The organism is Nocardia sp. FBN12 (assembly GCF_054031145.1).
In genome coordinates this window covers 5,468,082-5,491,667 of the sequence record NZ_CM132926.1, presented here as the reverse complement: position 1 = coordinate 5,491,667, position 23,586 = coordinate 5,468,082, and the positions used below count along the sequence as shown (strand labels likewise).

The window sequence follows — 23,586 nt, the reverse complement described above, 5'->3', positions numbered from 1 at the left end:
TAGGGTCTTACGGACCAGATACGCTCCATTGAGCTACTTGATGAGGTACGGCGAGACCGAGCTCCGGTGTTCGCTGATGTCGAGGGCCTTGCCGAGGGGTGGGAAGGCGCGTTGGGGGCAGTTGGAGCGGACGCAGACTCGGCAGCCCGCGCCGATGGGGGTGGCGTTGGCCTCGCCGAGGTCGATGCCGTCGGCGTAGACCACGCGGCCCGCGTGGCGGAGTTCGCAGCCGAGGCCGATGGCGAAGGTTTTGCCGGGTTGGCCGTAGCGGGTGGCGCGGCGTTCGACGGTGCGGGCGATCCAGAGGTATTTGCGGCCGTCGGGCATCTGGGCGATCTGAGTCATGATCTTGCCGGGGTAGGCGAAGGTCTCGTAGACGTTCCAGAGGGGGCAGGTGCCGCCGCTGGCGGAGAAGTGGAAACCGGTGGCGGACTGGCGTTTCGACATATTTCCGGCGCGGTCGACGCGGACGAAGGAGAAGGGGACGCCGCGCAGGGTGGGCCGTTGCAGGGTCGACAGGCGGTGACAGATGGTTTCGAAACTCTGCGAGAAGTGGGCTGACAGGCGCTCGATGTCGTACCGGAAGTTCTCGGCTACCTCGTGAAAATGCGTGTAGGGCAAGACGATTGCGGCGGCGAAATAGTTCGCCAGACCGAGCATCGCGAGTTTGTACGAGGATTCGGACGCGAAATTGCCTTCGTCGACCAGCTTTTCGAGTAGTGGGCCACATTCGAGATAGGCGAGTTCGGCGGCCAGTTTGAAAGTGCGCTGCCCGCCGGACAGGTGCGGGGAGATCTCGAGCTGTTTGGTCTCGGGGTCGTAGTGGTGCAGCACGCCCTCGCCGAGGTCGATGCGCTCGCTGATCCGCACGCCGTGCGCGCGCAGCAGACGCACGATCTCGGTGCTCACCTCGCCGCCGTGGAATCGGATACGCGCGGTGAGATCTTCTGCGGCGGTGTCCAATTCGTGAATGTAGTTCTGCCGCTGGTAGAAGTAGTCGCGCACTTCCTCGTGCGGCTTGCTGATCGCGGCGCTGCCCGCACCGTCGGCGAACCGGTCCTCGGTGGCGGCGGCAAGCTGCGCGCTGGTGTTGCGGTAGCGGTTGTGCATGGCCACCAGGGCGCGCGCCATCGACGGATGCGCGGAGACCATGTCGGCGATCTGCTGGGTATCGGCCTCGATACCGAGCTCGGCGTCCATCACCACTTCGGACAGCTCGGCGATGAGGCGGGTGTCGTCCTGGGCGGAGAAGAAGGTGGGGTCGACGCCGAAGACCTCGTTGATGCGCGTGAGCACCGGCACGGTGAGCGGTCGCACGTCGTGTTCGATCTGGTTCAGATAACTGGCCGAGATCTCCAGTTTCTGCGCGAGCGCGACCTGGCTCAGCCCACGCTCGGTGCGCAGCTGGCGCAGCCGCGCTCCGACGTAGGTCTTGGCCATATGTCCAGTTTAGAGCTGCTTTCGCAGGCGTGCCAACCCTTTGTTAACAACGGTGCGCAGCGTTGTGACCGCTGCGGATCACGACCGGGGCGCTCGACAACGTAGGGCCACGCCCTGGGGATCATCCGTCGAGGAAGTTCAGCAGTTCCGCCGTGACGAACCGCGGGTTCTCCTCGACGAGCCAGTGTCCTGCGTTCGGCACGTCCACTGCCCGCACGATGTTGGTCATCCGTGGGGCCGCGGTCGCCCGTACCGGGTCGAGCTGCCCCTGGGCGGTCATCAGCAGCGTGGGCACCTGGGTCGGTGTTGCTGCCACGGCATCGCGGACGTCCTGGTCGAGGGCTCGGTAGAGCTCGAAGCCGCCTGCCATTTTCTCGGGTTGGCTGTAAGTCCGTGCGTACTCATCGATTTCGGCATCGGTGAACGGGGAGCGGTCCGACGTGCCACCGAAGGCCGATCCGCCGAAGGAGACCTGGGGATAGAACAGCGCCAGGTACTCGCGGACGTCGTCGTCGACGACAGCCTCGGGGACCCGCCGCTGGGAGTGGAAGGCGATATGCCAGCTCATCGAACGGTAGGTGGGCGCATCGATCGCGGGTCCGGGGAGTGGCAGGTCGAGGTAGCCGAGGCGCGCGGTGTCGGCGGGGAACTGGGTGGCGTAGTGGAATGCCACCGCGGCGCCGAAATCGTGCCCGACGATGCGGGCGTCACGCACCCCGAGCCGATCGGCGATCAGGGTGTGCACGTACCGGGCCATGGTGGCTTTGTCGTAGCCGCTCGGTGCGCCGGTGCTGTCGCCGAGCCCGGGCAGGTCGATGGCGTAAACGGTGTGCTTCTCGGCCAGGTCCGGCATGATCGGCCACCAGCCGAACCAGGTCTGTGGCCAACCGTGGATCAGCACCACCGGCGTGCCGCTGCCGCCGGTCACGTAGTGCATCCGGACCCCGTCGATATCGGCGAACTCGTGGCGGAAGGTTTTGTCGAACTCCGGGTCGTTGTGGGTGGCAACGGCGTACGGGGGAACGGCGGGGGTCGGCGTGGAGCACCCCGCGGTGCCGACCGTGAGCAGGAGCGCGAGCGTGGCGGTCGCCATCGCGCGTGCGGAGCGGTGGAAGCGGTGCGGCGACGGCCGGGTTGCGGTGATCATGGGTTCCTGTCCTGGGGGAGTCAGGCGGATCAGACGGTGCGGCGGATCAGTAGGACGTGGTCGGTGACCTCGGCGGTGCGCCCATCCGGTCCCGTCGCGATCCGGCGGGGTGCGTCGGCCCGCTCGACGAGCCACGTCGCCGGATCTGGATCAATATCCGCCGCGACTTCCCGCGGGCTCGGGTAGCGCAGGTCAGGGTCCTGATTCCACGACCATGGCGCGGTCGAGCCGTGGTCGACGATCAGCAGTCGCCCGCCCGGACGCAGCGCGTGCGCGGCCCCGCGCAGGACGGTCGACCGATCCAGGTCGAAGGGGGTGTGTAGATAGTGGGCGGAGATCAGGTCGAATCGGCCCTGCGGGAAGGACTTCCGCAGGTCGTGCTGCTTGGCGGTGACGTGGGTACCCAGGCCGCGTGAGTTGGTGAGGGCGGTGAGCCGCGCGATCGCCACGGCCGAGATGTCGACGGCGGTGACGTGCCAACCCCGCTCGGCGAGCCAGAGCGTGTCGCCGCTGTCACCGCATCCGAGATCCAATGCGTCCGCGGGTGACAGATCCGAGACCACCTCGGTGAGACGGTCGTTCGGCCGCGGGTCGGTTGCTGCCGAACGGCCTTCGTAGACGCCGTTCCAGAAGGTGACCGCATCGGTGGCGCTCATCAAGACTCCTTTGATCGGGATACCTCAGTGTTTCCGGACCCAGGACGATCTGGCACGCAATCTTGCTGTTCCGGCAAGATCAACTCATGGATCGTGAATCAGAAGACGTGCTCGACCTGGTCGGCCCGCGGCTGCGTGCGCTGCGTCGCGACCGCGGCATCACGCTCGCCGACCTGTCGGCGCGCACGGGGGTATCGGAGAGCACCCTGTCTCGACTGGAGAGCGGGCAGCGCCGGGCGACGCTGGAGTTGCTGCTGCCGCTCGCGCGCACCTACGACGTTCCGCTGGACGATCTCGTCGGTGCCCCGCGCACCGGCGACCCGCGAATCCACCTGAAGCCGATCCGGCGGTTCGGGCTGATCTTCGTGCCGCTGTCGCGACGGCCGGGTGGGGTGCAGGCGTTCAAGATGATCATTCCCGCGGTGCCGGAACCGCTCGAACCGACACCGCAGACACATGACGGTTTCGAATGGCTGTACGTGCTCAACGGGCGCCTGCGGCTGGTGCTCGGCGAGCGCGACCTGACCTTGCCGCCCGGTGAGGCCGCCGAGTTCGACACATCCTTGCCACACTGGCTCGGCAGTGCCGACGGCGGTGCGGTCGAACTACTTATCCTGTTCGGCGTGCAAGGGATGCGTGCGCACGTGCGCGCCGACGTACCTGGGTCAAAGGGCCATTGATATGTGACCGTCTGTCCGTCACCAGCTGTGTCACACCCTCGCGATAGTGTCGTCAGGTGCTGTTCAGCGATGTCGTCACGGCCTCGGAGACCGTGCGGGCGACTCGGTCGCGCAAGGCGAAGATCGCCGCGCTGGCCGAGCTCTTCGGTGCCGCGGGCCCGGACGAGATCGGCATTGTGGTGGCGTGGTTGTCCGGTGAGCTGATGCAGGGCCGGATCGGGGCGGGTTGGCGCACGGTGGCGGGGCTCGACACCTCGCCGAGCGACGAGGCGCGCCTCGTGGTCGCGGCGGTGGACGACGTCTTCACGCAGCTCACCGGACTGAGCGGCCCAGGATCGACCACCCGGCGTCGCGAATTGCTGACCGCGCTCTTCACGGCCGCGACCGCGGAAGAACAGTCCTTCCTGATCCGCCTGCTCACCGGCGAACTCCGCCAGGGCGCGCTCACCGCGATCGTCGTCGAAGCGCTTGCCCAGTCCACCGGCATCCCCGTCGAGGTCGTGCGCCGCGCCCACATGCTCTCTGGCCAACTCCCGGCCACCGCGATCGCCGCGCTCGCGGGCGGCGAAGCAGCACTGTCGGCGTTCCGCCTCGAAGTGGGCCGCCCCGTCGCGCCGATGCTGGCCTCACCCGGCGGCTCGCTGGACGAGGCACTGGCCGAACTCGGCTCCGACATCAGCGTCGAGCACAAACTCGACGGCGCCCGCATCCAGGTGCACCGCGACGGCGACCAGGTCTGGGTCTTCACCAGAACCCTGCGCGACATCACCGCCGGCGTCCCCGAACTCGTCGACCTCGTCAAGACCCTCGACTGCGCCACCGTTGTCCTCGACGGTGAAACCCTCGCGCTCACCGACGCGGGCCGCCCCCGCCCGTTCCAGGAAACAATGAGCCGCTTCGCCACCATCGGCGACCCGCGCCGGCTGCACCCGTACTTCTTCGACTGCCTGCACCTCGACGGCACCGACCTCATCGACGAACCGCTGCGCGTGCGCCGCACCGCCCTGGAACAGGTCGCGGGCGACCACAGCATCCCCGCGCTCATCGCACCGACCCCCGAGGCCGCCGCCGACTGCTACGACGACGCGCTCGCCGTCGGCAACGAAGGCGTGATGGTGAAGGCACTCGACGCCCCGTACGCCGCGGGCAGGCGCGGCAAGGCCTGGCAGAAGATCAAACCCGCGCACACCCTCGACCTGCTGGTGATCGGCGCCGAATGGGGCTACGGCCGCCGCACCGGTTTCCTGTCGAATCTGCATCTGGCAGCCGTTGATCCGGCGACCGGCGAGCCGGTGATGGTCGGCAAGACCTTCAAGGGCCTGACCGACGAACTGCTCCGCTGGCAGACCGAGGAATTCCCGCGCCACGAAACTCACCGCGACGGTCCGACCGTGTACCTGCGCCCGCGACTCGTCGTCGAGATCGCGCTCGACGGCGTCCAGACCAGTACCCGATATCCGGGCGGGGTGGCGCTGCGGTTCGCCCGAGTTGTCCGGTATCGGCCGGACAAGGAACCGGCGCAGGCCGACACCATCGACGCGGTGCGCGCACTCGGCTGAGGTCAGCCCCGGTAAACGGCGACTTACCCGCAACAGTTTGGCAATCCGGCGGCAGCATACGACACACTGTTCCGGTGAGCGCCGAACTAATGGTCCTGCTGATCGTCATCGTCACAGCTCTCGCATTCGACTTCACGAACGGATTCCACGACACGGCCAACGCCATGGCGACCTCGATCGCCACCGGTGCGCTGAAGCCGAAGACGGCGGTGGCGCTCTCGGGCGTGCTGAACCTGATCGGTGCGTTTCTGTCGGTGTCGGTGGCGGCGACGGTGGCCAAGGGCATCGTGCAGTTGAACGAAGTGAGCGGGCAGGATCTCCTCGTCATCGTCTTCGCCGGTTTGGTCGGCGGCATCCTGTGGAACCTGTTCACCTGGCTGCTCGGCCTGCCGTCGAGTTCCTCACACGCGCTGTTCGGCGGGTTGATCGGCGCGACGATCGCCGCGCTCGGCTGGAACGGCGTGATCTGGGCTTCGGGTTCGGACGGCGTGCTGATCAAGATCGTGCTGCCCGCCATCCTCGCGCCGGTGATCGCGGCCGTGGTGGCGGCGATCGGCACGTTCCTGGTGTACCGGATCACCCACGGCGTGGACCAGGCGAAGACCGACGAGGGTTTCCGCTGGGGTCAGATCGGCTCGGCCTCGTTGGTGTCGCTGGCGCACGGCACCAACGACGCGCAGAAGACGATGGGCGTCATCTTCCTCGCGCTGGTCGCCTACGGCTCGCTGGGTCAGGACGACCACATGCCGCTGTGGGTGATGGCTTCCTGTGCGGTCGCGATCGCCCTCGGTACCTATCTCGGCGGCTGGCGGATCATCCGGACCCTCGGCAAGGGCCTGGTCGAGATCGAATCGCCGCAGGGTCTGGCCGCCGAATCGACGTCGGCCGCAATCATTCTCACTTCGGCGCACTTCGGCCTGCCGCTCTCGACCACGCAGACCGCCACCGGCGCGATCCTCGGTACCGGCATCGGCAAGGGCGCGGAGGTGCGCTGGCGGGTGATGGGCCGGATGGCTGTCGCCTGGCTGCTGACGCTGCCGATGGCGGGCATCGTCGGTGCGATCTGCTGGGCACTGGCACATCTCATCGGCGGGCTCCCTGGTGTCCTCGTGGTGTTCGGCATCCTGATCGCCGGCGCGCTCGGGATGTATCTGCGATCGCGCCGGGATCCGGTCGGCACGCACAATGTGAACGAGTGGCCGGAAGGCAAGCCACCCACTTCGGCGCAGCCGCCGATCGACCAGAATCACGCCGGGTAGAGGGGGAGCGAAAAGTGCAGACCGTGATCACCAATCTGAGTTCACTGTGGGAAGTGGTGCTCGCCGCGCTGATCTTCGGCGCCGGCGTCCCCGCGGTCTTCGCCTTCGCGGTGCGGTGGTGGGCAAATGCCGAGACCGTCGACGAGCAGGGCCGCGTCCACCGCAACTATCCCGCGCTGGCGGGAGCGCTGATCTGCGTGACCCTGATCGTCGTCGTGGTGATCACCGGAATCCTGTTCACCGCCAAGGCTTTCATCGCCCACCAGTTCGGCATCCACCTGTTCGGCCAATCATGAGTGAGGACGCCATGACCGATCCGAACCCCAGCCCCTCGGTCCGCGGCAACCTGCTCTCGCGGGTGCTCGGCTGGTTGCGCGCCGGGTATCCGCAGGGCATTCCGCAGTCGGACTACGTCGCCTTGTTCGCGGTGCTGCACCGCCACCTCACCGATTACGAAGTGGTCGTGATCGGGGAGCGGCTGGTGGAGGCCAGCCGTCCGGGCGAGAAGATCAGCGAGGCCGATATCGCCGCTGCCATCGCCGATTTCGCGAAGGAGCAGCCCGCGCCCGACGATGTCTCGCGCGTCGCTTCGCATCTGGCGGCCGGTGGCTGGCCGTTGGCCGAACCGCTCGACGACAGTGAACCCACTACCGAACAGAATTGATCGGTCGACGCTTCGACAATTCCGCTGCACCAGCGCAATTCACCGCGACAATGGCGAATCGCCTGGCTGACAGGCGATCGCGCGCTAGCATGCATCCGTGGTTCGGCGTGCGGAAGAAACCGATAGTGGTCGTAGTTACGGTGGATTGTCGCGCCAGCAGCGAGTAGCGCTACGCCGCAACAGGTTGACCGACGCGGCGCTGGAACTATTCGGCACCCAGGGATATTCGTCGACCTCGATCGAGCGACTGTGTTCGACCGCGAATGTGTCGACCCGTAGTTTCTACGAAGACATCGGTAGCCGCGAGGCATTGTTGATCGCGCTCGTCGATCGGTTGAACGCGGCCGCGCTGCGCCGCCTCGACGAGGCATTGGAACTCACCAGTGAACAGCCGCTGGTGGTGCGCGTCGTCGAGAGCTTCCGTGCGTTTCTCGCGGTGACCTGCCGGGATCGGCGGGCCGCGCGGGTGTTCTATGTCGAGGTCGTCGGGGTGAGTCCGGTGGTGGAGGAGTGGCGGCGCGCGCAGCGGCGGTCGATTTCAGCGCTGCTCACCCGCGAAGCGCAACGGGCCGCCGAACGCGGCGAGGCGGAATCGCGCAGCCTGCATCTGTTCGGCCTCGCGGTGATCGGCGCGGTGAATTCGCTCGCCCAGGAGATGGTGCACGCCACCGTTCCCGGTGACGCGATCTCGGTCGACGAGATCTGCGACGAGATCGCCTATTTCATCCGCTCGGGGCTCACCGTGCGCACCGCGGTCGCGCCTAGCTGACGCGAAAACGGGAGGCATCCGAATTCGGACGCCTCCCGTTTTTCAGTGGAGAATCAGATACCCATGCCCTCGGCGAGCAGCGGCCACGAGTCGTGCAGCGCCTGCTCCCAGTACGGCCAGTAGTGGGTGCCCATCGGGGTGAACTGGTAGGTCGCCGGGATACCCAGCGAGTCCAGCTTGGCCTTCAGGTTCTGGCTGCAGGCGTTGGTCGCCGCTTCGATGCCGATGCCGAGACCGAGGTTGATCACGCCCATCGGGCCGGGCGCGCCGTTGAGGTAGTAGGCCACGTCGGCGTTGGTCGGCATACCGCTACCGCTGGAGATGTAGAGGTTGGTGCCGCGCAGCTTCTCGGCGTTGATCACCGGGTCGTTCTCGACCCAGGCCGGATCGTTGTCCGGGCCGTACATGTTGACGGTCTTGCCGCCCGCCCAGGTCTCCGTCGAGAACTTGACGGCCTGCTTGCCCATCGGGTCGGCGATCTGCGCGCAGCCACTGTAGGCGGCGACGGACTTGAACAGACCCGGCTTGGCCTCGGCCAGCTGCAGCACCGAGGTGCCGGAGGTGGACAGCCCGGCCAGCGCGTTGCGGCCGGTCGAGTTGAGCGCGCTGTCGAGCAGCGGCGGGAGCTCCTGGGTGAAGAAGGTGGTCCACTTGTTCAGACCCAGCTTCGGGTCTTCCTGCTTCCAGTCGGTGTAGTAGCTGCCGCGACCACCGATCGGCTGGATCACATTGACCTGCTTGTCGGCGAGGAAGTCCAGCGCCTGGGTCTGCGCGTTCCAGCTGGCGGTGCCCTCACCGCCGTCGAGGCCGTTGAGCATGAAGAAGTTGGGGGCGGGCTTGGACTCGTCGACGGGACGCTGCACGTCGATCGTGATGTCCTTCTTCATCGCGGCCGAGTACACCTTCAGATGCCACACGCGTCCGTCTTTGACGATCGACGACACGGCCGAGGGCTTCTCGGGTTCGGCGGATGCGGCGCCACCGGCGACAACGGCCACCGACAACGCGGCGGTCAGTGCCACGGCGGTGGTGCGCAGCGCGGCCACGGTACGTAGTGCAGAGAGCTTCATCGAACAGTCGGTTCCAGTCCACGTGCCCTGTCGGGCACGTCATCGCAGTGCTTCCCCTGGTCGGTCGAGAGCATAGGCGCTCGAGCGTCTCGGGGCTGTCAGATCCTCCGACACTCTATGTCCTCTCACATGACCGAATCGTTACCGGTTCACATTTATCGTGACCTCGAGCACGATTTACGAGCCCGCAATCTGGGCTCCGATTCGGAAATGCCGCCGCAACCGGCCACTCTTATGGTGACGAGCATGGGTAAGGAAATCCCCGGTAGCGTGACCACCGGGATCGAGATCAGTGGGTTGAGCAAGACCTTCACGGTGGGCCGCAACACCGTCGACGCGCTGGACTCGGTCGATTTACGGACTTCGCACGGTGCATTCCTGTCCTTGCTCGGACCGTCCGGTTGCGGTAAATCGACGGTGCTGCGGATTCTGGCCGGCCTCGACGAACCGAGTGCGGGCACCGCGCGGATCAACGGCCTGTCTCCGGAACAATTGCGCGGCCGACATCAGCTGGGTATCGCGTTCCAGGATTCGGCGCTGCTGCCGTGGCGCAGCGTGGAGTCCAACATCCGGCTGCCACTGCAGGTGGCCGGGTTGCCCGCCGAACCGGACCGGATCGCCGAACTGATCGCGCTGGTCGGTCTCGAGGGATTCGAGAAGGCCAAGCCCGCGCAGTTGTCCGGCGGTATGCGCCAACGGGTTTCGATCGCACGCGCGCTGGTGGTGCAGCCGTCGGTGCTGTTGCTCGACGAACCGTTCGGCGCGCTCGACGACATGACGCGGCAGCGGCTGAACCTGGAACTGCTGCGCATCTGGACCGAGCGGCCCGCCACCACCCTGATGGTCACCCATGGGATCGGTGAGGCCGTGTTCCTCTCCGATGTGGTCGCGGTGATGAGCCCGCGACCGGGGCGGGTGCTGGAATTGGTGGAGATCGATCTGCCGCGTCCGCGCACCCCTGAGATGATGCGCACGCCGGAATTCCACAAGCTCTGTGATTACCTGTCGGAGTTGCTTTTCGGGCGGGGCGGGGTCGCGTGAGCGAGCAGCGTACCGACGGTCTGCCCGCGACCACTGCCGTGAATACGGCAGCAGCACAGCGCATCCCGACGTGGTTCGGGGACGGGCGGATCGCCGGGACGTTCGGTGTCGTCGCCTTGATCGCGCTGTGGTGGGCACTTGCCGCGGCCGGAACCGCGGGCGGGACGATTCCCACACCGTGGCGGGTGCTGTCGACCATGTGGTCGGACGGGTGGGGCCTCTACGGGCCGAACTTCCAGGTCACCGCGATCGGGGCCTTGCAGGGTTTCCTGTGGGGGAACGTGCTGGCCATCGGGATCGCGGCGCTGATCATGCTGGTGCCGCGGATCGAACCGCTCGCCACCCAGCTGGCCATCCTGAGCTACTGCACGCCGCTGGTGGCGCTCGGCCCGATCATCCTGGTGGTGTTCGGCGGACGCACACCCACGGTGTTCCTGGCCGCGATGTACTGCTTCTTCACCACGATGGTCGGCGCGGTGAGCGGATTGCGTTCGGCTGATCCGGCGAGCCTGGATCTGGTGCGCGCCTACGGCGGCGGTCGCTGGCAGCAGCTGTTTCGGGTCCAATCCATTGCCGCGCTGCCGAATACGTTCGCCGCCTTGAAGATCGCCGCGCCATCGGCGGTGCTCGGCGCGATCATCGGCGAGTACCTGGGTGGTGTCGACAGCGGTATCGGGGTCGCGCTCACCGCGGCGCAGACCGCCTACAACGTGCCGCGCACCTGGGGCATGGCCATCGCCGCCGCCGCGCTGGCCGGGCTCGGCTACGTGTTGGTGGCCGCAGCGGCCCGATTGATCACGCCGTGGACAACCGCGCAGGAGGGGCGATGACACAAGCCATTTCAGCGCCTGTACCAGAAGGGGTCCGCCGGTGACCGCCACTGTCCTGCGGAGGATCGGCCGCTTCCTGTTGCCGCTGGCCACCTCGTTGGTCCTGCTACTGGCGGTCTGGACGCTGTTTCTTCGCCTGTTCCCGCAGATCGGGCCGCGGGTGGGCAAGACACCGTCGGATGTCTGGGCCTATCTGGTGACCTCATCGGGTGCGCCGACCGCACGGCGGGCGATCTTCGACGACCTCGCGATCACCCTGGGCGACGCGGCATCCGGCTTCGTGGTCGGGATGGTCGGCGCGCTCGGTGTCGCCGCGCTGTTCGTGCTGTATTCGGCTGTGCAGCAGACCTTTATGCCGGTCGCGATGCTGTTGCGCTCGGTGCCGCTGGTGGCGCTGAGCCCGATCGTCGTGCTGATCTTCGGTCGTGGCACGGCGGGGGTGACGGTGCTGACGGCGATCGTCGTGTTCTTCCCCGCCCTGGTGATGATCATGACCGGCTTACGCGAAGCGCCCAGGCAGGCAATGGAATTGGTGACGGCCTACGGTGGGTCGCGCTGGACGCGGCTGCGGATGGTCGCGGTGCCCGCCGCGCTGCCGTCGGTGTTCGCCGCGGCCAGGGTCTCGGTGCCGGGTGCGTTGATCGGTGCGCTGCTGGGTGAATGGCTCGGCAGTGGAACAGGTTTGGGCGCGAGCCTGGTGCGGGCCATCCCGATGTTCCAGTACAACCGGCTGTGGGCCTCGATCGTGGTGGTCACGGTGGTCTCGGTGCTGCTGTACGCGATTGTCGGCGTCATCGAAAACCTGGTGCTCGCGCGATTCGGGCCGAGCGCGGGATCGTAATACTACGAACCGTTCTCGGCGCGCCTCCGCCGATGGACTGACCGGAGGGTGCGACGAAGGAGTGCCCGTAGGGAGGGAAGAGGTGGAGTTCAGCGCCGAGAACCGCGGCACCAGCCGCCAATAAACACAGCCGCAAAGAGAACGAAACGCATCGAATCTACATTCTGCGTATGAACAGTATCGACCGTCGTTCCCTTCTCCGCTTTTCCGCACTGACCGGCGCCGCGCTCGGCGGCGCCGGTCTGCTCGCCGCCTGCGGTGGTAGTTCGGCCACTTCCTCGAACGGTTCGACCGACGACGGCTCGAAATTCGGCAAGGTCGCTGTCCAGTTGTCCTGGATCAAGAACATCGAATTCGCGGGCGAGTATTTCGCCGATTCGAAAGGCTATTTCAAGGATGCGGGATTCGGTGCGGTAGATCTCGTCGCGGGTGGTGCGGCGTCGACGTCGGTGGAAGCAGGTCTCGATACCGGCAAGATCTGGCTCGGCCTTTCCGCGCCGCAGACCACCGCGCCCGCCGTGCTGGAAGGGCTGCCCGCCAAGATCGTCGGCGCGACCTATCAGAAGAACCCGTTCGCGATCGTCAGCGCGGCGGGTAAGCCGATCAAGTCGCCCGCGGACATGAAGGGCCGCAAGATCGGTGTGCAGGACACGAATCAGCTCATCTTCAGCGCGCTGCTGGCCGCCAACGGCATCAACCCCGGCGAGGTGACGGTGGTGCCCGCGCAGTTCGATCCGACCCCGCTCGCCAACGGTGAGGTCGACGGTTGGGTGAGCTACGTGACGAACGAGCCGATCACCCTGGCCGCCAAGGGCTTCGCCAACGACCACTTCCTGTTCGCCGACTTCGGCCTGCCGCTGGTCGCGGAGACGATGACCGTCAGCCAGCACACGATCGACAACGAGCGCGACAAGCTCAAGGCCTTCCTGACCGCCCAGATCAAGGGCTGGAAGGACGCTGTCGCCGCGCCCGCCGAGTCCGCGCGCCTGGCCGTCGAGGTCTACGGCAAGGACCTGAAACTCGACCTGGCCGAGCAGACGAAGGAAGCCACCGCGCAGAACGACCTGGTGGTCTCGGCCTCGACCAAGACCGACGGCCTGCTGACGATGTCCGACGCGCTGATCGCGCAGAACATCGCCGCGCTGAAGACCGCCAAGATCGACATCGAGGCCGACCAGCTCTTCGACATGTCGGTGATTCGTGAGATCTACGCCGAGAACCCGGGTCTGAAGTAGTACCTGGCCGGACTAGATCGCCATCCCCACCGAGGGCCTGGAGGCGTAGTCGCGTTGCGCGGCCAGGCGAAGGCCCGCACGGGAAGCGAGGAAATCGGCGGTGATGAAGACGGCCGTTTCGGCGGGGGTACGCGGGCCCGCTTCCAGCCCGGCGGGCACGTGCACGCGGGCCAGGGTGGGCTCGTCGAAGCCGCCTGCGCGCAGATCGTCGAGGCGGCGGGCCTGGTCGGCGGGGGTGCCGAGGGCGGCGAGGTACCCGAGCTCGGGTAGTCGTAGGGCGACGGTGAGCAGCGGGATCTCGAAGCGCGGTTCGTTGGCCAGCACCACGATCGCGGTAGTGGTGTCCACCTCGCCCGCGGCCGCGAGGGTGTTGAGGTAGCGATGCGGCCAGTCGACGACCACTTCGGCACCGGGGAACGACGCCGGGTCGGCGAACTCGGGGCGCGAGTCGCAGATGCTCACCCGGTAGCCGATCATCCGCGCCTGCGCCACGAGGGTGGCCGCATAGGCGTTGGCGCCGAAGATGATCAGACGCGGCGGCGGGCAGTACGAGGCGACGAACAGATCCGACTCGGGCAGTGCGACGAGCTCGGTCGCGTGCTTGCGATCGGTGACCAGATGCTGGCCGATCACATCGGGATCCTGATTCCACACCACGGTGAACACGGTGACCCGGCGATGGGCCTGGATATCAGCGGCGATGGTGGGGAATTCGGGAAAATCGCGGCAGGAGAACGGCTCTACGAAGATGTCGACGAGCGTGCCGTCGTCGGCGCTCGATTCCAGCCCGGTGAGCATGCTGTAGCGACGCAGTTGCCGGACACCGGTGCGACCGGCTTCCAGTGCCGCCTCGTAGACGGTCTCTTCCAGCCGGCCGGAGGCGATGGATCCGAAGACGCCACCGTTGGGGGTGACGAGCATCGAGGAGCCGATCGGCAGGGAATTGGTGCCGATGGTACGGACCACGGTGGCGAGGCCGCCCGTACGGCCCGAATGCCACACTCGCAGAAGGTCATCGACGATATCGCGCATATCTCAAAACTCCGATCATCGTGCGCCGACTTCCGGGAAATCGCGATCGGTCCCTGTCGCCAAGTCGTCGCACGTGACGCACACCATATCCTGTCGACCGCCCAAATAGGAACCGGCTCCGGAATCACCCGAGGCGCTGGCCGATATGGCTTCCCAGTGCTTGTTCTCGATCACAACGGGGTGTCCAGGTGTGTTGTGAAACACAGCACGGGCAAGTCCGCTCTGGCTCGAACGCGCGGCGGCGAGCACTCTGGCGACGACATCGGGCCCGATATCGGGGATGTCGACAGGCAGAAACGCCACGTAACGGGTGCCCGTCTCGGTGGCCGCGCGCAAGCCCGCGCGCACCGTCGCGGCGAGTCCGGTCGCCCAGTCGGCAACCCACCGCCATTCGGTGCCGTCGGGCAGACCGAGGGGGGCCGGATCGGGTCCGGTCGCGCCGAGCGCGACGATCACCGGATCGCAACCACCGTCGCGCAGCGCGGTGATCGCCGAGCGCAACCAGGCGCCGTTTTCGGCGAGTGCCTTGGGTTTGCCGTATCGCGTGCCCGCACCCGCCGCGAGGACGATGCCCGTGCACGAGGCGTGCGCGGAACGGTCGACTGGGGGCATGTTCGCGAAGGTAATGAGCCAATGTTGCCGGTCGATTACGGCAGGGGAGCGCAGCGACGACGACACGCCGACGTGATGGATTGCACATCGGTGGCGGCTCGGCGGGGATCGCGCGATGCTGGATCGATGACGAGCGAAGGGTTGAGCCTCGCGGGTTTCAACGATCTACCTGCGACGATGGCCGAAGAGGCACTGCTCGGTTGTTGCTCGGCGCCACGCTGGGCGCGGGCGATCGCGGCCGCGCGTCCCTATCCCACCGTGGAATCGTTGCTGGCGGCGGCCGATGCGGGATCGGCCGCACTCGACGACGCCGAGATCGACGAGGCGCTGGCCGGTCACCCGCGGATCGGCGACCGCACGATCTCGGCGAAGTCCGCGCGCGAGCAGTCCGGGGTCGGCGAGGACGTGCGCTCCGCGCTGGCCGAGGGCAATCGCGCCTACGAGGCGAAATTCGGCCATATCTACCTGGTCTGCGCCGCAGGTCGCGGCGGCGAGGAATTGCTCGCGATCCTGCGGGCGCGGCTGGACAACGATCCGTCGACGGAAAGGCAGGTCATGCGAACAGAATTGGCGAAGATCAACCGGCTGCGCCTGGCGGGACTGGTGGCGCCATGACGAGTGTGAGTACGCACGTCCTCGATGCCGTGCGCGGGGTGCCCGCCGCGGGTGTCGCGGTGTGGCTGGTGCGCGGTGAGCAGCGGCTCACCGAGGCCCTCACCGACGCCGACGGCCGGGTGAAAGAGCTCGCGGCCGGGCTGAATCCGGGTGATTACCAGCTGTACTTCGATACCGGCAGCTACTTCGCGGCGCAGGGCACCGAGACCTTCTATCCGGAGGTCTGCGTCGCGTTCACGGTGGGTGAGCAGCCGCATCTGCATGTGCCGCTGCTGCTGTCGCCGTTCGCCTATTCCACCTACCGAGGGAGCTGAGATGGCACTGAGTGGTCCGATCGTGTTGACCGACAACCGATATGGCAAGTCCGAGAATCGGGTTGTGCGTTTCTACAAAGAGAACGCGCGCCACGAGATTCGCGACGTGAACGTCTCGACCGCCCTACGCGGCGATTTCGAGGCGGCATATACCGATGGTGACCAGCGTCACGTCCTGCCCACCGATACCCAGAAGCACATGGCCTTCGTGTACTCGAAGAAGCCCGGACTCGACACCATCGAGGACTACGCGATCGCGCTGGGGAAGCATTTCGTCGATTCGGTCGATCCGGTGTCGAGTGCGCGCATCGACGTGGACTCCTACGGCTGGCAGCGGGTTTCGGTCGATGGTGCCGAACATGATCACACCTGGGTGCGCCAGGGCCCCGAGGTGCGTACGGCCGCGGTGACCGTGGCGGGTAAGGGTGCGCAGCAGCAGCGGTGGGTGATCGGCGGGATCAAGGATCTGGTGCTGCTCAAGTCCACCGGCTCGGAGTTCGCGGACTTCCTCACCGACGAGTACACAACGCTCGCGCCGACCCACGATCGGGTGCTGGCCAGTTCACTGGTGGTCCAGTGGCGGTTCGCCGAGACCAGCGGATTCGACTGGGACGAGGTGTACGCCGGAATTCGCGCGACCCTGCTCGAGCTGTTCGCGACCACGTATTCCAAGGCGTTGCAGCAGACGCTGTACGCGATGGGAACGGCTGCGCTGGAACGCTTTCCGATGTTGGCCGAGATCCGGTTGTCGGCGCCGAACAAACATCACTTCGACTACGACCTGGCGCGGTTCGAGATCGAGAACAAGGGTGAGGTGTTCTGGGCGGCCGACCGGCCGTACGGCTCGATCCACGCCACCCTGGCACGTGCGGATGCTGCCGATGCGGGGATTGCGTGGCAGCCGTGAGTGATCTGCTGATCTACGGATGCGCGGTGGTGACCGTCGACGCGGCGGGCACCGAGTACCGCCGAGGCTGGGTCACAGTGCGTGGCAACAAGATCGAGGCTGTGGGCGAGGGTGCGCCGCCGGAGGTCGGTCCGGAGGTCGCGCGGATCGACGGGCGCGGCTGCGTGCTCACGCCAGGTCTGGTCAACACCCACCACCACCTGTACCAGTGGATCACCCGCGGGCTGGCCGCCGACAACACGCTGTTCGAGTGGCTGACCACGTTGTATCCGGTGTGGGCGCGGATCGACGAGAAATCGGTGCGGACCGCGGCCACCGGCGCGCTGGTTTCGCTGGCGCGCAGTGGGTGCACGACGTCGTCGGATCACCATTACGTGTTCCCGCGCGGTGGCGGCGATCTGCTCGCGGCGGAGATCGGGGCGGCGGCCGAAGTGGGGCTCCGGTTCCATCCGGCGCGCGGGTCGATGGATCTCGGGCAGAGCAAGGGCGGGCTGCCGCCGGACTCTGTGGTGGAGTCCATCGACGACATTCTCGCCGCTAGCTCCTCGGCCATCGAGGACTGGCACGACCCGTCCTTCGACGCGATGGTGCGGGTCGCGCTGGCCCCCTGCTCGCCGTTCTCGGTGACCGCCGACCTCATGCGCGAGTCCGCGGCACTGGCCCGTTCCACCGGGGTCCGGCTGCACACCCACCTCGCCGAAACCCTCGATGAGCAGGACTTCTGCCAGGACAAATTCGGCTGCACGCCCGCCGAGTACATGGAACAGCTCGGCTGGCTGGGTGACGACGTCTGGTACGCCCATGCCGTGCACCTCGACGATCCGGCGATCGCGGCGATGGCTCGCACCGGGACCGGGATCGCGCACTGCCCCACCTCCAACGGCCGGTTGGGCGCCGGAATCGCGCGGACCGCCGACCTGGTGGCGGCCGGTGTGCCCGTCGGCCTCGGGGTCGACGGCGCGGCGAGCAACGAGTCGAGTTCGATGATCGAGGAACCGCGCAACGCGTTGCTGTACGCGCGGGCGGTCGGCGGTCCGCGGGCGATGACGGTGCGCACGGCGCTGGAGCTGGCGACCATGGGTGGAGCGCGGGTGCTCGGGCGGGCCGCGGAGATCGGGTCGATCGAGCCCGGCAAGCTGGCGGACCTGGCGCTGTGGCGGCTGGATACACCCGCTCACGCCGGTATCGAGGATCCTGTCGTCGCGCTGATCCTCGGGTCGGCCCCGCCGCTGGCCGCGCTGGTGGTGAACGGGCGTGAGGTTGTTCGCGACGATGTGGTGCTGACGGTGGACGAGGCGTCAGTGGGTGCCGATGTCGCCCAAGCGCAGGCAACGCTGCTGGCCGGTGGGTGATCTCGCGGGCCTCGGTGGGTCATGCGGCGGGCGGGCCGGAGCCGGCTGCCGTCGCGGGTCGTCGGCGGCGTGCTGAACTGCGGGTTTGCCGGAACCGGCGCACACTGGATGGCGTACACCGGGTTAACCGCGGCGCAATCTGGCGCGGGTTTCGTGCAACATCGTGGCAACTCCCGGCCCCTACTGTGGCCGGTGAGGTTAGCGAGGTGAACGTGGATCTGGATACTGTTTCCGAGGTTGTCCTCGCCCGCGAACGCGCCGATCTGGCGCAGGTCGGAGCGGGGAGCGCGGTGCTGGCGGGCGGCACCTTCCTGTTCTCCGAACCACACGATCACCTCGACCGGCTGGTCGACATCACCACCCTCGGCTGGACACCGTTGACCGCGTCCGCGCAGGGTCTGGAGATCGCCGCGACCTGCACCCTCGCGGAATTCGCCGGTGCGAGGCCGGGCCGTGAACTCGGTACCCCGATGTTGCGACCGGAGTGGCCGGGCACGACGCTGTTCGCCCAGTCCTGCCGCGCCCTGCTCGCCTCGCACAAGATCTGGCGCACGGCCACCGTCGGCGGGAATGTCTGTCTGTCACTGCCCGCCGGTGCGGTACTCGGCGCGCTCGTCGCCTTGGACGCGACGGCGGTGATCTGGCCACGCGGCGGCGGCGAACGTCGAATAGCTTTGCGTGACTTCGTCACCGGGCCGGGCGAGAACTTGCTGGCCACGGGCGCGGTCGTGCGCTCGTTCCTGGTCCCCACCTCGAGTCTGCTGGCGCACACCAGCTTTCGCAAGATCGCTTTGGCCCCACTCGGTCGTTCTGGATCGGTGGTGATGGGCAGGCGCGATGTCGGCGAACGGTGCGCGATCACCATCACCGCCGCCACCGTTCGCCCGATCGTCCTCGACTTCGATGCCGTCCCATCGCAATTGGATCTCACCGACGCACTGGCCGAACTGGATGCCGACGTGTGGTTCGACGACCCGCACGGCGCGCCGGACTGGCGTCAGCACGTGACCGGGCTGCTGGCGGCCGAGGTCGCCGCCGAACTCAGGGAGGCGTCGTGAGTTCAGCGGGTTCCGGCGAGCACCCGATCCAGGTGTTGCCGCCGACGCACACATCCGACCGGCCGAAGGCGGCCTGCGCGGCCGAATCGTGCTGACCACGGCACAAGGAGGTGGTTCATGAGACTCGATATCGACGGCCGCGCGGTCGAGGTGACCGCGCGCCCCGGCCAGTGCCTGCGCACGCTGCTGCGCGAACACGGCGAGCTCGCGGTCAAGAAGGGCTGCGACTCCGGCGACTGCGGTGCCTGCTCGGTACTGCTCGACGGCGAACCCGTCCACTCCTGCCTGATCCCGGCCCACCGCGCCGCCGACCGCGCGGTGACGACCGCCGCGGGCCTCGGCGATCCGGGCGCCCCGAACCCGGTGCAGCGCGGCTTCGTCGAGAACGCCGGCTTTCAATGCGGTTTCTGCACCGCCGGAATGGTGGTGACAGCATCGGGTCTGGCCGCCGCCCGGCCCGACACAGCTGTGGACAACTTGCCTGCTCAGGCAGTCGCCGATGCCGAACGCGCCGAACTGCTGAAGGGAAACCTGTGCCGCTGCACGGGTTATCGCGCTATCGCCGACTCTTTGTCCACACCCTGTGCAGCACTGTGCACAGATGACGAGGCCGACTTGTCGCCGCAGACCTGTGTCGCGCAGGCGGCGTCCGGGTTCGGCGAGGTGACCGCCGACCGATCCGACGATAGTTCGTCAGTCACGCGCGGCGTTACCGAAAAAGTCGCGAAGCAGCCGGGCACTGAACCTCCGCCGGCTTCTTCGCACACCGATGACGCTCAGTCCGCTCGGGGAGACGTCCGGCCGGGAAACGATGAGGTGGCGCGATCCGATGAGTCGTTCGGTGCGGCGGGACCTGCTGTCGAGTCCTATGTGACACACGGCCACCCGGGTCGGTTGGCTGGTGAGGTCACCACGGTGTCGGCCGAGGAGGGGCCCGCGGTCGCGGTATCTGCCGTGTTGGGGGCGCAAGCGCGGGTCGGTGGCGTGATGCGGCGGAAGTATCGGGCGGGGCAGATCGGCGACGGGGTTGCGGCGCCCGCTGGGGCACGGATTGTGCGGGGTGGGGAGGCGTTCACGATGGATGTGGTGCCGGGGGCCGGGGACCGGATGCCGCCGGTGGCACCCTGGCATCTTGCCGTGTCGGCCAGTCCGCACGCGCACGCGCGGATCGTGTCCATCGATGTGGCCGCGGCGCAGGCTGTTCCGGGTGTGCGGGTGGTGTTGACACATGTGGATGGACCGCGAACCGCGTTCTCCACGGCGCGCCACGAACTGCGCGAGGACGATCCCGACGACACCTTCGTGCTCGATCGAACGGTCCGATTCGTGGGGCAGCGTGTGGCCGCGGTAGTGGGGGATACCTTGGCCGCCGCACGTGCCGGAGTGCGTGCGCTTCGAGTCGAGTACGAGGTACTGTCCGCGGTATTCGACCCCGAGGCCGCCTTGGCCGACGGCGCACCGCGACTGCATGCCGACAAGCCGGACTCGGCACGGATCGCCGATGCCCAGCGCAATCTGATCGCCGAGATCCACGGTGGCGTGGGCGATTTCGAGGCGGGGGTCGCAGCGGCCGCGAAGGTGGTGAGCGGCGTCTGGAATTCGCCTCGCGTGCAGCACGTGCACCTGGAAACCCACGGTGGGATCGGCTGGCTCGACGACGCGGGCAGGCTCGTCGTCCGGTCGAGCACGCAGGTGCCCTTCCTGGTGCGCGACGAACTCTGTCACGTATTCGGGCTGGATCGAGATCGCGTGCGGGTGTTCGCGGCTCGCGTCGGCGGCGGGTTCGGTGCGAAGCAGGAGATGCTGGCCGAGGACCTGATCGCACTGGCCGTCCTGCGCACCGGGCACCCCGTGCAATACGAGTTCACCCGCACAGATGAATTCACCTCCGCCACTTGCCGTCACCCGATGCGCGTCGCGGTCACCGCCGCAGCCGACGCGGCGGGCATCCTGACCGCCCTCTCGGTGGACGTCCTCGCCGACGCGGGCGCCTACGGCAACCACAGTGCAGGCGTGATGTTCCATTCGGTCGGCGAATCGGTGGCCGTCTACCGCTGCCCGAACAAGCGGGTCGACGCACAAGCGGTGTACACCAACAACATTCCGTCCGGCGCGTTCCGTGGTTACGGGCTCGGCCAGGTGATCTTCGGCGTCGAGTCGGCGATCGACGAACTCGCCCGCGAACTCGGCATGGACCCCTTCGAGTTCCGCCGCCGCAATGTGGTGATCCCGGGCGACCGGTTCACCGGCGCCGAAATCGACGAGTCCGACCTGACTTTCGGCAGCTACGGCCTCGACCAATGCCTCGACACCGCCCAGCGGGCACTGCGCCGCGGCAACGGTGTCGCCGCACCCGGTCCGGACTGGCAGGTGGGTGAGGGAATGGCTGTGGCGATGATCGCGACCGTCCCGCCGCGCGGCCATCATGCCGATGCCACGGCGAGCTTGCTACGTGACGGACGCTACGAAATCGGCGTCGGCACAGCGGAATTCGGTAACGGCACCACCACGGTCCATGCCCAGTTAGCGGCAACGGCACTGGCCACCGCCGCCGAGCGGATCGTCGTCCGGCAGTCCGACACCGACGTCGTCGGCCACGACACGGGCGCGTTCGGCTCCACCGGCACCATGGTCGCGGGCAAGGCTTCCTACGCGGCGGCGCTCGAACTGCACGCGATGCTGCTGGCCAGGGCGGCGAAAGTGAGCGGTCATCCAGAGCGCGACTGCCTACTCGAAGCGGGCGGCGTGCGCTGCGGCGACGAGCTGATCACCGCCGCGCAGCTGCTGGCCGACGGCGACCTCATCGCCCACGGCACCCACGCGGGCACGCCGCGCTCGGTGAGTTTCAATGTGCACGCGTTCCGGGTGGCGGTCCAGCCGTCGACCGGCGTGGTGCGGATCCTGCAGTCGATCCAGGTCGCCGACGCGGGCACGGTGCTCAACCCGGTGCAGCTGCGCGGCCAGGTGGAAGGCGGTGTGGCCCAGGCGATCGGCACCGCGCTCTACGAGGACATGCGTTCGGACAATGGTGTGGTGACCACCAGGACGCTGCGCCACTATCACGTCCCGCAGTTCGCCGATCTGCCACGCACCGAGGTCTATTTCGCCGAAACCAGTGACGAACTGGGCCCGCTGGGTGCCAAATCGATGAGTGAGTCCCCGTACAACCCGGTGGCCCCGGCCTTGGCGAACGCGGTCCGCGACGCCATCGGTGTCCGGCCGGACCGATTACCGATGACCGCCGACCGTGTGTGGCGTGCCATCCAGGAAGGAACCGCCGGGTGAGTACCCGTATCCCCGAACACATTCGGGCCCGAATCGATGCTGTTCTCGACTCCGTCGACGCCGACCTACGCGTGCGCTACCCCGGCGCGGGCGACCGGGTGCAACCCGTGCACACCGCCTACGTCCCGGCCGATCGCGCGTCCGCGCAGACCCCCGCCGAGTGGGGCGCCGCCGCGTTGGAGCTGCTGCATCGGCACGCCGACTTCCTCGTCGGCCTCGACGTCACCGATTCGCTGCAGGCCGTCCGCCGCCAACTCACCGATCAGCCGGTGCAGGACATGCGCATCGACTTCGAAGACGGTTACGGTTTCCGTACTGACGAGGAAGAGGACGCGGCGGCGAAGGTGGCGGGCGAGGCGCTGGCGGCGTGGGCCGAAAAGCCGGGTGCGCCAGCATCATTCGGCGTGAGAACCAAGGGACTGGCCGCGAACGAACGTCGCCGCGCGCTGCGGACCCTCGAATTGGTCCTAGACGGCGCGGGTGGCGCGCTGCCCGGCTTCGTGTTCACCGTGCCGAAAATCCGTGCCGCGGAGCAGGTGCCTGCGATCGTCGACCTGTGCACCGGACTCGAGCGCGGCCACGGCCTGCCGGAACGTTCCCTGCGTTTCGAACTGCAGATCGAGAGCCCGCAGGCGATCATCGCGCCCGACGGCACCGCACCGATCGCGAAGATGATTCACCTGGCCGACGGACGCTGCAGCGCACTGCATTTCGGCACCTACGACTACACCGCCGCCTGCGGTATCGCGGCCACCGATCAGGCCCTCGACCATCCCGCCGCCGACTTCGCCAAGTCGGTGATGCAGGTCGCCGCCGCGCAGACGGGCGTGTGGATCTGTGACGGTTCGACCCAGATCGTGCCGGATGCCGATCCAGAAGGTGCGATGGCCAACCATCATCGGCTGGTCGAGCGTGCCCTGCGCCGTGGCTACTACCAGGGCTGGGACATGCACCCCGGCCACCTGATCACCCGCTGGCTTGCCACTTACGACTTCTTCCGCAGCGCGTCCCAGGTGGCGGTGCCTCGGCTGACCGCCTATCTGGAACGGCGCGGCGGGGGCGTGCTGGACGAGCCGGCGACCGCCGAAGCCTTGGCGAGCACCGTGCTGCGCGGCCTGCGGGCAGGTGCCTACACCGAGGCTGAGCTTCTCGCGACCGCACCGGGCCTGACCAGCGACGTTCTGCTCGACCTCGCCGCTCGGCGAGTACGCCCGACGTGA

General features: G+C 67.5%; 23 protein-coding genes. 17 read left to right on the top strand and 6 right to left on the bottom strand.

All coding sequences use genetic code 11. From position 1 onward, the window contains the following. Positions 1-33: 33 nt before the first annotated feature. The 3 genes from ramB to ACWZHB_RS25855 all read right to left on the bottom strand — a co-directional run bounded on the left by ramB (position 34) and on the right by ACWZHB_RS25855 (position 3,243). Entirely contained in the window at positions 34-1,440 is a 1,407-nt protein-coding gene (ramB, locus tag ACWZHB_RS25865; protein WP_427904385.1) for an acetate metabolism transcriptional regulator RamB, read from the bottom strand. A gap of 121 nt (positions 1,441-1,561) precedes the next feature. Then, positions 1,562-2,587 carry an alpha/beta fold hydrolase gene (locus ACWZHB_RS25860; protein WP_427904384.1) on the bottom strand — a complete coding sequence of 342 codons (1,026 nt, stop codon included), beginning with the start codon at positions 2,585-2,587 and terminating at the stop codon, positions 1,562-1,564. A gap of 29 nt (positions 2,588-2,616) precedes the next feature. After that, a complete protein-coding gene (locus tag ACWZHB_RS25855) occupies positions 2,617-3,243 on the bottom strand; it encodes a class I SAM-dependent methyltransferase (protein ID WP_427904383.1) in 627 nt (208 codons plus the stop codon). A gap of 86 nt (positions 3,244-3,329) precedes the next feature. Between ACWZHB_RS25855 and ACWZHB_RS25850 the strand changes: the two genes are divergently transcribed. The 6 genes from ACWZHB_RS25850 to ACWZHB_RS25825 all read left to right on the top strand — a co-directional run bounded on the left by ACWZHB_RS25850 (position 3,330) and on the right by ACWZHB_RS25825 (position 8,174). Further along, positions 3,330-3,923, top strand: a complete 594-nt coding sequence (locus ACWZHB_RS25850; protein ID WP_427904382.1) for a helix-turn-helix domain-containing protein — start codon at positions 3,330-3,332, stop codon at positions 3,921-3,923. A gap of 56 nt (positions 3,924-3,979) precedes the next feature. Beyond that, positions 3,980-5,482 carry an ATP-dependent DNA ligase gene (locus ACWZHB_RS25845; protein WP_427904381.1) on the top strand — a complete coding sequence of 501 codons (1,503 nt, stop codon included), beginning with the start codon at positions 3,980-3,982 and terminating at the stop codon, positions 5,480-5,482. 74 nt (positions 5,483-5,556) lie between these two features. After that, complete coding sequence (locus ACWZHB_RS25840) at positions 5,557-6,741, top strand: inorganic phosphate transporter (RefSeq protein WP_427904380.1); 1,185 nt, start codon at positions 5,557-5,559, stop codon at positions 6,739-6,741. Positions 6,742-6,755: 14 nt separating this feature from the next. Beyond that, positions 6,756-7,037 (top strand): hypothetical protein, encoded by a 282-nt coding sequence (locus ACWZHB_RS25835; RefSeq protein ID WP_427904379.1) that lies wholly within the window; start codon positions 6,756-6,758, stop codon positions 7,035-7,037. Between the two features lie 11 nt (positions 7,038-7,048). Then, entirely contained in the window at positions 7,049-7,405 is a 357-nt protein-coding gene (locus ACWZHB_RS25830) for a DUF3349 domain-containing protein (RefSeq protein ID WP_427904378.1), read from the top strand. A 97-nt stretch (positions 7,406-7,502) separates the two neighbouring features. Beyond that, positions 7,503-8,174: a TetR/AcrR family transcriptional regulator gene (locus tag ACWZHB_RS25825; RefSeq protein ID WP_427904377.1), complete on the top strand. Its 672-nt coding sequence runs from the start codon at positions 7,503-7,505 to the stop codon at positions 8,172-8,174. Between the two features lie 53 nt (positions 8,175-8,227). Here the strand turns inward: ACWZHB_RS25825 and ACWZHB_RS25820 are convergent, their stop codons facing one another. Continuing rightward, entirely contained in the window at positions 8,228-9,244 is a 1,017-nt protein-coding gene (locus ACWZHB_RS25820) for an alpha/beta hydrolase (RefSeq protein ID WP_427904376.1), read from the bottom strand. A 246-nt stretch (positions 9,245-9,490) separates the two neighbouring features. Here ACWZHB_RS25820 and ACWZHB_RS25815 point away from each other — a divergent pair, with 246 nt between their 5' ends. From ACWZHB_RS25815 to ACWZHB_RS25800, 4 genes are all read left to right on the top strand, one after another. Continuing rightward, positions 9,491-10,285 (top strand): ABC transporter ATP-binding protein, encoded by a 795-nt coding sequence (locus tag ACWZHB_RS25815; protein WP_427904375.1) that lies wholly within the window; start codon positions 9,491-9,493, stop codon positions 10,283-10,285. 38 nt (positions 10,286-10,323) lie between these two features. Continuing rightward, positions 10,324-11,115 carry an ABC transporter permease gene (locus ACWZHB_RS25810; RefSeq protein ID WP_427909299.1) on the top strand — a complete coding sequence of 264 codons (792 nt, stop codon included), beginning with the start codon at positions 10,324-10,326 and terminating at the stop codon, positions 11,113-11,115. Positions 11,116-11,155: 40 nt separating this feature from the next. After that, positions 11,156-11,956, top strand: coding sequence for an ABC transporter permease (locus ACWZHB_RS25805; RefSeq protein WP_427904374.1), 801 nt, complete (start codon positions 11,156-11,158; stop codon positions 11,954-11,956). Positions 11,957-12,126: 170 nt separating this feature from the next. Then, on the top strand, positions 12,127-13,191 hold the full coding sequence (locus tag ACWZHB_RS25800; protein WP_427904373.1) for an ABC transporter substrate-binding protein: 1,065 nt from the start codon (positions 12,127-12,129) through the stop codon (positions 13,189-13,191). Positions 13,192-13,203: 12 nt separating this feature from the next. On the opposite strand, the gene ACWZHB_RS25795 is transcribed toward ACWZHB_RS25800, so the two are convergent. Beyond that, positions 13,204-14,223: an XdhC family protein gene (locus ACWZHB_RS25795; RefSeq protein ID WP_427904372.1), complete on the bottom strand. Its 1,020-nt coding sequence runs from the start codon at positions 14,221-14,223 to the stop codon at positions 13,204-13,206. 15 nt (positions 14,224-14,238) lie between these two features. After that, the gene (locus ACWZHB_RS25790; protein WP_427904371.1) at positions 14,239-14,835 is read right to left on the bottom strand and encodes a nucleotidyltransferase family protein; all 597 of its coding nucleotides are present in this window, start codon (positions 14,833-14,835) and stop codon (positions 14,239-14,241) included. Positions 14,836-14,961: 126 nt separating this feature from the next. On the opposite strand from ACWZHB_RS25790, the gene uraD reads away from it, so the two are divergent. The 7 genes from uraD to ACWZHB_RS25755 all read left to right on the top strand — a co-directional run bounded on the left by uraD (position 14,962) and on the right by ACWZHB_RS25755 (position 23,586). Then, on the top strand, positions 14,962-15,450 hold the full coding sequence (gene uraD / locus ACWZHB_RS25785) for a 2-oxo-4-hydroxy-4-carboxy-5-ureidoimidazoline decarboxylase (RefSeq protein WP_427904370.1): 489 nt from the start codon (positions 14,962-14,964) through the stop codon (positions 15,448-15,450). Next, entirely contained in the window at positions 15,447-15,764 is a 318-nt protein-coding gene (uraH, locus tag ACWZHB_RS25780; RefSeq protein ID WP_427904369.1) for a hydroxyisourate hydrolase, read from the top strand. The genes uraD and uraH overlap by 4 nt, the downstream gene beginning before the upstream one ends. A gap of 1 nt (position 15,765) precedes the next feature. Beyond that, a complete protein-coding gene (gene pucL, locus ACWZHB_RS25775) occupies positions 15,766-16,671 on the top strand; it encodes a factor-independent urate hydroxylase (protein ID WP_427904368.1) in 906 nt (301 codons plus the stop codon). Beyond that, positions 16,659-18,023, top strand: a complete 1,365-nt coding sequence (locus ACWZHB_RS25770) for an 8-oxoguanine deaminase (RefSeq protein ID WP_427904367.1) — start codon at positions 16,659-16,661, stop codon at positions 18,021-18,023. The genes pucL and ACWZHB_RS25770 overlap by 13 nt, the downstream gene beginning before the upstream one ends. A 206-nt stretch (positions 18,024-18,229) precedes the next feature. Continuing rightward, a complete protein-coding gene (locus ACWZHB_RS25765; protein WP_427904366.1) occupies positions 18,230-19,081 on the top strand; it encodes an FAD binding domain-containing protein in 852 nt (283 codons plus the stop codon). 117 nt (positions 19,082-19,198) lie between these two features. Further along, positions 19,199-22,366 (top strand): molybdopterin-dependent oxidoreductase, encoded by a 3,168-nt coding sequence (locus ACWZHB_RS25760; protein WP_427904365.1) that lies wholly within the window; start codon positions 19,199-19,201, stop codon positions 22,364-22,366. Next, positions 22,363-23,586 (top strand): DUF6986 family protein, encoded by a 1,224-nt coding sequence (locus ACWZHB_RS25755; protein ID WP_427904364.1) that lies wholly within the window; start codon positions 22,363-22,365, stop codon positions 23,584-23,586. The genes ACWZHB_RS25760 and ACWZHB_RS25755 overlap by 4 nt, the downstream gene beginning before the upstream one ends.